Annotated in this window: 7 protein-coding genes; 4 read left to right on the top strand and 3 right to left on the bottom strand. The window is 66.0% G+C overall.

The window, feature by feature from the left end; translation table 11 throughout:
- Positions 1–3: 3 nt before the first annotated feature.
- Both BMI89_RS18595 and BMI89_RS18600 read left to right on the top strand, forming a co-directional pair.
- Positions 4–1,902 carry a cadherin-like domain-containing protein gene (locus BMI89_RS18595; protein WP_078572322.1) on the top strand — a complete coding sequence of 633 codons (1,899 nt, stop codon included), beginning with the start codon at positions 4–6 and terminating at the stop codon, positions 1,900–1,902.
- Positions 1,903–1,939: 37 nt separating this feature from the next.
- Positions 1,940–3,232, top strand: coding sequence for an HlyD family type I secretion periplasmic adaptor subunit (locus BMI89_RS18600; RefSeq protein WP_078572323.1), 1,293 nt, complete (start codon positions 1,940–1,942; stop codon positions 3,230–3,232).
- A gap of 61 nt (positions 3,233–3,293) precedes the next feature.
- Here BMI89_RS18600 and BMI89_RS18605 read toward each other — a convergent pair whose 3' ends face one another.
- Positions 3,294–5,777, bottom strand: a complete 2,484-nt coding sequence (locus BMI89_RS18605; RefSeq protein ID WP_078572324.1) for a penicillin acylase family protein — start codon at positions 5,775–5,777, stop codon at positions 3,294–3,296.
- A gap of 48 nt (positions 5,778–5,825) precedes the next feature.
- Between BMI89_RS18605 and BMI89_RS18610 the strand changes: the two genes are divergently transcribed.
- Positions 5,826–6,800: an NAD(P)-dependent oxidoreductase gene (locus BMI89_RS18610; protein ID WP_281478348.1), complete on the top strand. Its 975-nt coding sequence runs from the start codon at positions 5,826–5,828 to the stop codon at positions 6,798–6,800.
- 75 nt (positions 6,801–6,875) lie between these two features.
- Complete coding sequence (locus BMI89_RS18615; RefSeq protein ID WP_078550384.1) at positions 6,876–7,232, top strand: YigZ family protein; 357 nt, start codon at positions 6,876–6,878, stop codon at positions 7,230–7,232.
- A 9-nt stretch (positions 7,233–7,241) separates the two neighbouring features.
- Here BMI89_RS18615 and BMI89_RS18620 read toward each other — a convergent pair whose 3' ends face one another.
- Positions 7,242–9,278: a bifunctional DedA family/phosphatase PAP2 family protein gene (locus tag BMI89_RS18620; protein WP_078572326.1), complete on the bottom strand. Its 2,037-nt coding sequence runs from the start codon at positions 9,276–9,278 to the stop codon at positions 7,242–7,244.
- A 1-nt stretch (position 9,279) separates the two neighbouring features.
- A complete protein-coding gene (gene mprF / locus BMI89_RS18625; RefSeq protein ID WP_078572327.1) occupies positions 9,280–11,886 on the bottom strand; it encodes a bifunctional lysylphosphatidylglycerol flippase/synthetase MprF in 2,607 nt (868 codons plus the stop codon).
- Positions 11,887–12,107: the final 221 nt, after the last annotated feature.

The following is a 12,107-nucleotide window of genomic DNA, read 5'->3' on the forward strand; positions in this document are numbered from 1 at the left end:
GCCATGGCACAGGACAAGCTCAAGCTCGGTATCCCGGATGACGAAGCGGCGCTCGCGCCGATACAGAAATACCGTGCGCCGGAGCGGCGCTCGGTCTGGCCCGGCCGCGTGGCGGCGGGGCTGGTAGCTCTTGCCTGGGCGGCGCTCGCGCGCAAGCTCTTCGGCACGGATGCGGCGCAGGCGGAAGGTGTTCAGGACGGCCCGGCCCACCCCCCGGCAGATCCCGACGCCCCCGCCGGCCCGCAGACGCCGAACGCGCATCACATCCCCGAAATGGGGCCGAGTGCGGCACTGGCGCAGGAGGAGGAGCAGCCCGACCCGTTGCCCGAGAACGTGATCCTGTTCCCGGGCGCAAATCCGGCCCCTTTCGCGCTCTCTCCGCAACGCTGGCACGCCAAGCACAAGGCGACGGTGGATGCGCAGGACGATACGCTGTTCTTCCCCGAGTCGATCGAGGTAAAGGAGTTCGATTTTCCAAAAGTTCCGGTCTTCTCCTCGACCCGTGCCGCGGCGCGCAAGGCGCGCGGGAGCGGGGACCGCGCGCCTGATGAGCCCCGTCCGCCGGGTCCGGCGCCCGAGGTCCCGCGCAACCGCGCGCCGGAGACGAATGGCCCGGTGCGCCTTTCGCCCGGGCGGCGTGACGAGAGCTTCTTCGTCGTCGCGGCCGTGTTGCTAAGCGGGGCGAGCGATCCCGACGGCGATCCTCTCTCCATCCTGTCGATGCAGGCCCAAGGGGGCGAGGTGATCGCCCATGGCGAGGGCGAATGGCTCATCAAACCCGATCAGGGGTTCGAGGGCGAGTTGGTCATCACCTACGACCTCAGCGATGGCGAGCTGGCAATCGGCCAGACCGCGACGGCACTGATCCTGCCGCCCGACTATCATGACGTGATCGGCACCGCCGAGGCCGATCTGCTGACCGGCACGCCCGACCGCGACGCGATCCGGGGCGAGGGGGGCGACGACATCCTCTATGGCCGCGAAGGCGACGACATGCTCGACGGCGGCGATGGCTGCGACGTGTTGATTGGTGGCGCGGGCGCGGATGTCATCTATGGCGGCGCGGGCAATGACACGGTCTTCGCAGGTGCAGGCGACGATATCGTCTTCGGCGAGGCGGGCGCGGATGCGCTGCATGGCGAGGACGGCAACGACTATCTCGACGGCGGCATGGGCGCGGACAGCATCGATGGCGGATCGGGCAACGACACGCTGATGGGCGGCGAAGGTTGCGATCTGCTAGATGGCGGCGCAGGCGAAGACCTCGTCTCCGGTGGCGCGGGCGAGGACCGCATCGTGGTCGCAGAGATCTCGCAGGCCTCGGGCGACAGCTACGATGGCGGCGGAGGATCCGACACGCTCGACCTCAGCCGCATCGCGGAGTCGGTCACCGTCGATCTATCTGCCGGGACGATGACGAGCGCTGCGGGCGAGGCGACGCTCGTCAGCATCGAGAACGTCACCTCCGGCGCGGGCGATGATCAGCTGGTCGCAAGCGATGCCTGCAACCTCTTCTCTGGTGGCGCGGGAGAGGACGTCTTCGTCTTCACCTCGCTCGCATCTATCCAGAACGCGGGCCAAGGCCATGACCGCATTACCGATTTCGAACCCGGCGACCGGATCGACCTCTCGCAGATCGACCCTATGGGGGAAGGCTATGGCGAAATGCGCCTGTTCTTTGCAGGCGCGACCGGCGAGGTCCCCGAGGCACGCGGCGGCGTTTTCGTAGCCTACGAGATCGAAGACGGAGAAGACGCGCATGAATTCACCGTCGTGAAAGCCAAGCTGAGCGCGCAGCACGAGGATGGCAGCATCGAGGATTACGATTTCGAGATCGAACTCGACGGCCATCTCACGCTCGAAGAAACCAATTTCCTGTTTGATTGCGACGTGCCCGCCTGACGGGCTGCGCGCGAATTTTTGGTGGGGGGAACCGAAAATGACCAAGACTGAAAACGATCCGGCCCTATTCTCGATCCGTGCGCGCATCCTGTTCGCGACGGCGTTTCTGGGCGCGCTGATCCTCGTCTTCGGGGGCTGGGCGGCGCAGGCGAAACTCTCCGGCGCGGTTATCGCGCAGGGGCAGGTTGCGGTGAAATCGCAACTGAAGGTGGTGCAACACCCGGATGGCGGCGTGATCCGCGATATCCGCGTGGAGAACGGCGATCTGGTGCAGGCGGGCGACGTGGTGGTGCTGCTGGACGATACGCAGCTGCGCTCGGAACTGGGGATCGTCGAGACCCAGATCCGCGAATTCACCGGCCGCCGCGCGCGGCTGATCGCGGTGCGCGACAGCGCCGCCGAGATCGTGTTCCCGGACGGATTTGAGACCGCCGGGGAGACGGCCGCGATTGCCGATGGCGAACGCCAGCTTCTGACGCATGACCGGGCGATGCAGGACTTACGTCGCGACCAGCTTCTGTCCCAGGTCGATCAGTTCGACGAGGAGATCCGCGCGCTCGACGCGCAGCGCCAGTCGAACGAGATCGAACGCCGTCTGCGCGGCGAGGATCACGAGAGGCTGCAAAAGCTGCTGAAGAAGGGCTTGACCGAGAAGGGCGCGATCACCGAGGTCGAACGCGACATGGCGCGGCTCGACGGGGTCTCGGGCGAGATCGAGGCGAATATCGCGCGGGTGAAGGGCCAGATCAGCGAGTCGAACCTGCGTATCCTCGAGTTGGACCATCAGGCCCGCACCGCTGCGCAAAAGGAACTGCGCGACATCGACGCCCAACTGGCCGAACTGCATGAGCGTGCCGTGGCCGCCCGCGACCGGCTCTCGCGCACCGAGATCCGCGCGCCAATCGCGGGGGTGGTGAACGAGCTGGGCGTGCATACGGTGAACGGTGTGATCGCACCCGGCGAGCGGGTGATGGCGATCGTGCCCGATGGCGAGCTGATCGTGGAGGCGCGGCTGCGCACCACCGATATCGATCAGGTCATGCCGGGCCAATCGGTGCGGCTGCGCTTCACCGCCTTCAACCAGCGTACGACGCCGGAGGTGGCGGGCGAGGTGCGCGTGGTCGCAGCCTCGGCGACGAAGGACGAAAGCGGGGGGAGCTATTACCTCTGTGCCGTCGCGCTGACCGAGGCGCCGGTGCTGCCCGACGGGCGGGGCCTGCGCCCGGGGATGCCGGTGGAGGTGTTCTTCCAGACCGGAGAGCGCACCGCGATCTCCTATCTGCTCAAGCCGGTGGCCGATCAGGTGCAGCGTACGATGCGCGAGGACTGAGGGACAGACGACCAGGGTCAAACCGGGGCGGGCCGAGGTCCGCCCCGCGTTTCTTTCCGGATCAATTGCCCGGTTTCGCCGCGCCTTTCGGCACCAGATGGGTGATCCCCGCCGCCGCCGCGCGCGCCAGCGCCGGATCGAGCGACATCGGAATATATTCGCCCGAGCGCCACAGCTCCGATAGGTCGTCGTAATGGCGGCTCAGCGGATGGCCCGATTGCCCGGTCGAGATGATGAAGACCGAACTGTCCGGATCGGCGAAATCGAGCACTTCGCGATAGCCCGCCGCATGGACATTGGCGAAGCGGTCGGATCCGTCGCCGCCCTTGGTGCGCCCGCGCATCAGGGTGAAGTCGCCGCCCGAGGTCGACTGGCGGATATTCACGAACCATTTCAGCCCCGGCACCTTGCCCAGCACCTGATTGTCCTGCTCGGCGATATGCGCATCGCCCCAGCGCCAGCTTTCGATATTGGGCCCGTATTTCTTCGACAGATCCAACAGCGCCGCGTCGAGCGACTGCCGCGCGATATCGCTGCAGGTCTCTTTCGGAGCCGACTGGATGATGTCGCACCAATGGCTCGCACCTTGGGTGTCGCGGAAGACGCGCTCGATGAAGAGAGGCTCCAGATGGTCGAATTTCTTCGCCAGCGGGCCCAGCTCGTCGCGGATCAGCCGGTTTTGCAATTCGCGCATCCAGGCGGCGTAGATCAGCGGCTCGGGGAGGTGCTCGGACATCTCGCCATCCCAGCTCGCCAGCATCTCCAGCGCGCGCTGGCGCATCCGCTCGGGCGTGCCGGCGGGCGCAGGATCGCCAGTATACCACAGGTTCGCACCGACCAGCGGCAGCAGACCGCGCGCGGCAGGCGACACGGTGTCGAGCTGCGCCGAGATGAAGCTGTCGCGCGAATGCACCTCGCGCTCGCCCATCAGTTTCGACAGGCGCTGAATACGCTGCGTGTCGCCCCAGTGGAACGAGACGTTATAGGGGAAGGGCCGGTCCACCGTCTTGTTGTTGGTGTTCACGACGATGCCGCTTTTCGGCTCGACGAATTGCGGGTTGTCCTTGAAGGGCAGGAAGCCTTTCCAGCGGTTCTCGGGCTTCCAGCCCGCGTTCGGCATCCGGCCCTGCGTGTCATTCGCGCGGTCGCGCAGCGGGATTTTCCCGGCGGTGACCAGCGCCACCCCGTCCTTGTCGGCCAGCGTGATGTTCTGCGCGGGTGCGACGATCTTCTTCGCCGCATCCATTGCCTGCGGTATCGAATGCGCCCGCATCAGGTCCATCGCGCCGGTCATCGTCGTGTCCTGCGGATCGAAGGCGGTCCAGCTGAGCGACATCACCGAATGCGGCGGCGTGACCGTCGCCAGATCGAAATGGCTGCCGGGCAGCACCGGGCCGTTATCGGTCCAGCGTAGGGTCAGCGTGACCGGCTTGGCGTCCTTCACCTCGACGATCACGCGCTTGGTCTTGAAACGCTTCCAGCCGTCGGGCGTGCGGTATTTCGTCGGATCGTCGGGATCGATCTCTTCGATATGCAGGTCCTGATCGTCGACATAGGCCGTGGTCAGCCCCCAGCCCAGATCCTTGTTGCGGCCCGAGAGCACCAGCGGCATCCCCGGGATCGTTCCGCCGATCACGCCGCCCGATTGCAGTTGCAGCCGCGCCAGATACCAGATCGAGGGCGCGGTCAGACCCAGATGCGGATCGTTGGCCAGAAGCGCGCCCCCCGCAGCCGAGCGGTCAGGCCCCGCAGCCCATGCGTTCGACGCCCCGGCAGAGCCGCGCGCGGGGAAGGGAGAGAACGCCCCCGGCGCCCCGTTCTCCGCCGTCTGAATGCCCTTTTGCATGGTCGGGAACAGGCTCGCGTAATCGGGCAGGGCAGCGGTCGCCTGTTGCGGATCGTCGGGCATGATGTCGCGCACGAGGTCTTTGCCGACGAGCGACACACGGGCGCGCAGCACCTCGTCTTGCAGCTGGTTCGACAGCTGCACCGCCATCAGCTTCATGATCGCGAGCGAATCCGCAGGCGTCCAATAGGAAATCTTGCTGTCGAAGAAGAAGAATTCCGGCGCGCCGCGCCCCATCGCGCCCTCGTTGACGATCTCGATCCACTGGTTGACGCCACGCGCATAGGCCTCGAGCGCGGCCTTGGTGTAATCGTCCTGCGAGGCCACCGAGTCGACCGCCGCCTGATACAGGCCCATCCTTCGCATCAGCTCGTCGGTTTTCAGCGTCTCCTGACCGAACACTTCCGACAGCCGCCCCTGCACCGTGCGGCGCATCAGCGTCATCTGCCAGAGCCGGTCCTGCGCATGGGCGAGCCCCAGCGCGAAGAACGCATCCGGATCGTCCTTGCCGAAGATATGCGGCACATCCTCGGTCGAGCGTACGATCTCGACCGGGGCGGTGAGCCCGGTGACCTTATAGGTCGCGTCGTAATCGGGAAGCGAGCGCGAGGCGAAGAAATAGATCAGCCCCCCGACGAGCACCACACCCACGATCGCGGCCATGATCAGCCGAACGCCCCATCGAAATGCCTTATACATCGAGCCCTCTGCGCGCCTCACCCGAAATCCCGCCTCCCGGCGCATGAGTTGACGCGCCCGGTTGGCGCGTTAGTAGTTGAGCCCGACGCTACAATCAACGCGCTCGCGCTACACGGGGCGCGGTTTCGTATTCACGCAAGGGAGAGGTCGATGGCGAAAGTTGCATTTCTGGGGCTTGGGGTGATGGGCTATCCGATGGCGGGGCATCTCGCATCGGCGGGCCATGAGGTCACGGTCTATAACCGCACGGCCGCCAAGGCCGAGAAATGGGTCTCCGAACATGGCGGGTCGGCCGAAGCGACCCCGCGCGAAGCCGCGAAAGGCGCGGATTTCGTGATGTCCTGTGTCGGCAATGACGACGATCTGCGCGAGGTCTGCCTCGGTAAGGACGGCGCGTTCAAGGGCATGAAAACCGGCGCGGTCTTCGTGGACCACACCACGGTTTCGGCCGCTGTGACCCGCGAATTGGCGGGCGAGGCGGCGGGCCATGGCGTGGCCTTCATCGACGCGCCGATCTCGGGCGGGCAGGCGGGGGCCGAGAACGGTCAGCTGTCGGTCATGTGCGGCGGCGACGCGGCGGCTTATGACAAGGCCGAGCCGGTGATCGACGCCTATGCCAAGATCTGCCGCCGTCTGGGCGAAAGCGGCGCCGGGCAAGTGACCAAGATGTGCAACCAGATCGCCATTGCGGGTCTGGTGCAGGGCCTCGCCGAGAGCCTGAACTTCGCCGAGAAGGCCGACCTGGATATCGCTGCCGTGGTCGAGGTGATCTCTCAGGGCGCGGCCGGCTCGTGGCAGATGGCGAACCGCTACGAGACCATGGCGAAGGACGAATTCGAGTTCGGCTTCGCGGTGGATTGGATGCGCAAGGATCTGGGGATTTGCCTGAAAACCGGCGATGAGATCGGGGCCTCGTTGCCCGTGACCGCGCTGGTCGATCAGTTCTACAAGGACGTCCAAGCAATGGGCGGCAACCGCTGGGATACGTCATCGCTGATCGCGCGCCTGCGCAAACTGGGCTGAGCGGGCAGGGCGGCGGACTACGGAGGCCCGCTGCCCACCCTTGCCGCCTGCGCACTTGGCCCCTAAACCTGCGCCATGCGCATCCTCGAGAACATCATTAGCGACCGCGGCTCGAAATACGCGGTCTCGGGCGGCCCTTGCGCCTCGGAAGAGGAGGCCAAAGCCTTCGTCAAGGAGCTGTGCCGGAAGAAGAAATACGCCAAGGCCACGCATAACACCTGGGCGCTTCTGACGGCGGAGGCCCCGGTGAAGAACGACGATGGTGAGGCGGGAGCAGGCATGGTGATCCTGCGGATGCTCGAGCGCGAAGAGCTCTATGACCACATCATCGTCGTCACCCGCTGGTTCGGCGGCAAGCATTTGGGCGGCGACCGCTTCCGCCATGTGCAGGAAGCGGTTCGCATCTACCTCGAAGACCTTCGGGCGGGCTGAAGCGCGCCGCTACCGCAGCGCCAGAACCGGGATGTCCGACGCAGTCGTGCCGGAGATCTGGCCCACCGGCTTGGCCGCGCCGTTCTGGCGCAACGCCTTCGCAAGATCGGATGCCAGCGGCCCCGCCGTCGACCCGTCGCTCGGCACCAGCCCGTCATCGCGGGTGATCGCGCCCATCCAGAGCCGCGCACCGGATGCATCGGTATAGCGCGTCTGCCACAGCCGCAGCCGCGGCATCTTGTCGGTCACGTCGCCATCCGGCAGGCGGGTGAAGCCAAGCCCGCTTGGCTCGTTCTTCCAGAACAGCGGCGCGAGCGCGGCGCCGGGGCGCATCGTATCGCGCACAGCCCCGAAGGCCGCGCCCGCGAGCGTCTTGAGCGTCACCGCATCGGCGCGTTGCCAGCCGATTTCCCTCAGCGCCGTTGTGATCTGATCGGGGTTCGTCGCCCATAGTGCTATCGAGAGCGGGAACTGTTGATCCGCGTCGAGTGTCTGCGCCATCAGTGGCGCGTCACGCAGCGCCTGCGGCTCGGCCCCTTCCGAGATCACGATCAGCGGCTGCGCAACGGGCGGCGGGTTCAGTGCCTTGGAATAATCGCGCACGCGAACCATCGTGAAGCCCAGCAGCGCCAGCGTCACGACGCCGATCACGCCCATCTGCCAACTGGGCCGCGCGCGCGGCGCCCCAGCCCATCGCGGATACAACCACTCGGCCACGGCGATGCCCACCAGCAGGCACATCGCGCCGAGAAGCCAGCCGCCCAGCACGTCGCTCAGGTAATGCTCGACGAGATAGAGCCGGCTCAACCCGATCAGACCGGCGACCAAGGCCGCCAGAAAGCTCGCGCTCAGCGCCCCGAGGCGGGTCAGCCGCCAGAGGAGGAAGGCCAGCATCCCGTAAAAGGCGACGGAGAGGGTCGCGTGGCCGGAGGGGAAACTGCCCGAGGTTTCGTGGAAATAGCCCAGGATCGAGCGCGGCCGCCCGAAGCTCGCCTTCAGGATGATCACCGAGATAAGGTCCAGCCCGAGCGAGACCACGAGCCCCGCAGCCAGATCGAACCGACGCAGCCACGCGAGCCAGACGAGCGCGAGCACGAGCAGCGCCGCCACGAGCTGGGTATCGCCGAGCGCGGTGATCCAGGTGAAGATCTGAATGAGGCCCGGCGTCCAGAACAGCCGCATCAGCGCCGCCAAGCGCGCGTCGATCTGCACGATCGGGTCGCTTTGCAGGAAGTCGAGCGACAGCCCGACCAGCACCGAGGCGAGGTAGAAGAAGGCGAGTGCCAGAAGGCTCAGCGGGAGGCCGGAGAACTTGCTGCGGTCAAGCCTGCGCGCGATCCATGCCGCCGTTTTCGGGTGGCGCCCGCCCCAGCTGTCGACGCGGGGGTGGCGGGCGATCTCGTCCATCAGCCCGCCTGCCATCGCGAGGAGATAGGGCACCGCCCGGTCGAGCCGCCTCAGGATCCAGAAAATCAGTGCGGCGATCACGACGAGCCCCAGCAGGAACAAGGTGTTGCGCGTCATCATCGGGCCGAGCTTGGTGAACCCCGCGCCAAGCGCATAGCCGAAGCCGACATGGAAAATCGCGTAAGGAAAGCCGCTCAGCAGGTTCCAGATGCGGAAGCGTCGCGTCTCCATCCCGGCGAGGGCGGCAGCGAAGGGCACGAAGCCCGCCACGGGGCCGAGAAACCTCCCCATGACGATCGCGAAGCCGCCATGGCGCGCAAATAGTTTCTCCGCGCGGCGATAGGCGGCCATGCCTTCGACATTCCAACGCCCGAGCATGCCGCGCCGCGCGTGGCGACCAAGCCAGAACGTGGCCTCTCCGCCGAGGACCGAGCCGATCGCAACGAACCACATAAGGTCGAGCGGATCGAGCATCCCCTGCTGCACCATCACGCCGCCGGCATCGACAAGCAGGGTGCCGGGCAGGAAAATCCCGGTCGGCAGGAAGGCCTCCAGCCCCGCCGCCGCCCCGATCACCCAGTAGCCGAAGATCCCAAGGGCGGCGAGATTCGGGAGCACTTGGTGGATGGCGTCGAGCATTTCAGTCCTTTGTCAGCAGATTGCGCGCGCCGCCCGAGATCAGCAGCGTGATTTCGGTGAGCGCGAGATAGGGGGAGGTGCCGGGCGGAAGCGCGACATAATGGGGCCGCCATTCGGGCCGGAATTTCTGTTTGAAACGCCTTAACCCCTCGAAGTTATAGAAACTTCCGCCATGACGATAGATCAGATTGCCAAGGCGGCTGGTCAGCCGCGCAGAGGCACGGTCGGGCAGGCCTGCCAGCGGCGCGAGGCCGAGGCTGAGCTCCGTCGCACCGCGATCGCGCAGCGCCTCGATCAGGCCGATGAACAGGAATTGCATGACGCCGTCAGCCGCCTCCGGGCGGTACCGCATCAGGTCGATCGCGAAACGCCGTGCATCCGGCCCGCCCAGAAGGTTCGCGAAACCGAGAATTTCGCCGTCGCGCCGGATCAGCGCAATCTCGCAATGGTTGAGGTAGCGCGGATCGAAGCGGCCGATGGAGAAGCCTTTCTCGCGGCCTTTCTGGCCTGCGAGCCACGCGTCGGACACGTCACGGAGCGTCGCGATCAGCTCCGGCGCGTGCGGCGGGGAGGCGATCTCAAGCGTGAAACCCTCACGCAAAGCACGGTTCTGCTCGGCCCGCATCGTCTTGAATTTCGCCCCCGTGAGCGAGAATTTCTGAAGGTCGACCACGGCCTCCTCGCCGATCTTGTGCAGCGCGTAGCCCATCTCGATCCAGAGCGGCAGGTTCTTCGTCGAGACCTCGTAGAAGACGGGGGTGAGCCCTTCGCTCACCGCGCGTTCGTGAAACTCCCACGCGAGTTGCCGCGCGGTCTCGGGCGGGCCGACGGGATCGCCGAGCACGACCCGCATCCCGCCGCGCTGCGCATACATCAGGAAGGCCGAACGGTCAGGCGAGAACATCACGCATTTGTCGCCCGTCAGCGCGAACCAGCCCTGCGGCACGTCTTGGGCGGTGAGGATTTCAGCGACCGCGATGTCCTGTTCCGGATCGACGGAAAAGGTGAAGCGGCGCATCGGGCGCAGTGTCAGCCAAAGAAGAAACCCGAGCAGTAGCGCGCTGATCAGAAGTCCGGCCCTGAGCGCCCGTGGTGTGGGTGAACTCGCGGTAAAATCGAGCCAGAGCGCGTTGGAATAGGGATGCGCCGCATAGGCGAGGAAGAAAAACACCGCCGCAGAGGCCACCATTCCAAGGATGACCGCGAACCACAGCGGCCCGTAGCCGCCCTCGGTCAGAGCGACCCGACGGTGAAAGGCCCCGCGGAACGGCAGCAACACCACCGCGGCGAGCGACAGGACAACCGCGTTGTCGATGTCGAGATCGGCCGCCAGCACCGAGATCACGCCAAGCACCAGCCCCGCAAGTACCAGCCAATAGGCAAGTCTCACCCGGCGCACCAAGCCATGCGACAGCACGATCAACAGCACGCCCGCGAGGGCACAAAGCTGCGTGCCGCCTTCCGCGAGAACAGCCGTGATCAGCCCCGGCTCGCCGCCTTGTCGGCCAAGCACCGGCATCAGCGCGACGATCACCATCCAGAAGCCGAGGCCCAGCACCGCGACCCCGGCGATCCGCGGCGCGATACCCTCGATACCGCTGATCACCGGGCGCATCGGCTCTGATATTTCGCCGAAGACGCGGGTAGCCCAGCCGCCCGCGAGCCGCGCCTCGTTCAGCGAGACCACGACGAAGGCGATCACGAAGGGAAGCAGGAAGTAGATCATGCGGAAGGCCAGAAGGCCCGCTGCCGCCTCGCCCAAGGGCACGCCCGCGGGCAGGGCGGCGATCACCACCGTCTCGAACACGCCGACGCCGCCGGGGACGTGGCTCAGGATGCCGACCATGCTGGCCGCGGCGTAGATCGCGACGAAACTCGCAAATGGCGGCGTGCCTGCGGGCATCAGCACCCAAAGCGCGCCCGCGGCCATGGTCGAGTCGAACAGCGCCACGCCGAGCTGGCCGATCAGGATGCGCGGCACGGGCATTGCGATCTCGCGGTTCCGGATACGCAGGGCGCGCCCGGTATAAGACAGGTAGAACGCCCCGCCCAGAATAAGAGCCGTCGCGGCCAAGGCCCCGATACGGATCACGGGCTCGGGCGCCGAAATGACGCCTGCAAGGGCTGCCGGATGCACGCAGAGCGCCAGAGCGCCCACCATCGTCAGCCCGAGCCCCATCGCCAGCGCGATATAGGACGACAGCGCCGCGACCTCGAAGGCGTTCAGACCGGCGGCGGAATAGATGCGGTAGCGCACGGCCCCGCCCGAGATCACGCTGATCCCTACCGTGTTGCCGAAGGCGTAGCCCAGAAACCCGCCAAGCGCGACGGTGCGCAGCGGTAGCTGTTTGCCAAGGTAATGCAGCGCCCAGAAATCGTAGCCGACCAGCGCCAGATAACCCAAAGCGGTCGCGCCCACGGCCGCGCCGAGCGTGGGCCACGGCGTCGCTTTGATCTGCGCGATCACCTGATGGACGTCGATGCTCGCGAGAAGATGATGCAGTGCCCACAGCCCCATCAGGAACAGCACGAGCCCGAGCGCAATCGGCCAGAGAATCTTCACACGCGATTGGGGCGGGGCAGGTTGCGCCGGATCAGCGAGAGCCATGTTATATTTCCACGTTTTTTCCTATCTCTGGCGGGACAATCGCAGAAGGAATTTATGACCTTCTTAAAATTCCGTAAGAAATCGCCCCGAACGCACCTTATTGGCCGAGACCGCGCGACTTACTAGAGAAAGAAAACAGAAACACACGCGGCGCCGAGAGCAAACGCTCCCGACGCCGTCATGGGTCCGTGAGGCGGCGACAGGTCCTGTTCCGGTCCTGT

It is taken from the genome of Thioclava sp. F36-7 (assembly GCF_002020075.1).
Lineage (GTDB): Bacteria > Pseudomonadota > Alphaproteobacteria > Rhodobacterales > Rhodobacteraceae > Thioclava > Thioclava sediminum.

Bases quoted from the DNA above. Each gene is read 5' to 3' on its own strand.
- BMI89_RS18605 (WP_078572324.1), bottom strand. From the start codon at position 5,777: ATGTATAAGGCATTTCGATGGGGCGTTCGGCTGATCATGGCCGCGATC.
- BMI89_RS18615 (WP_078550384.1), top strand. From the start codon at position 6,876: ATGCGCATCCTCGAGAACATCATTAGCGACCGCGGCTCGAAATACGCG.
- BMI89_RS18600 (WP_078572323.1), top strand. From the start codon at position 1,940: ATGACCAAGACTGAAAACGATCCGGCCCTATTCTCGATCCGTGCGCGC.
- BMI89_RS18595 (WP_078572322.1), top strand. From the start codon at position 4: ATGGCACAGGACAAGCTCAAGCTCGGTATCCCGGATGACGAAGCGGCG.
- BMI89_RS18620 (WP_078572326.1), bottom strand. From the start codon at position 9,278: ATGCTCGACGCCATCCACCAAGTGCTCCCGAATCTCGCCGCCCTTGGG.
- mprF (WP_078572327.1), bottom strand. From the start codon at position 11,886: ATGGCTCTCGCTGATCCGGCGCAACCTGCCCCGCCCCAATCGCGTGTG.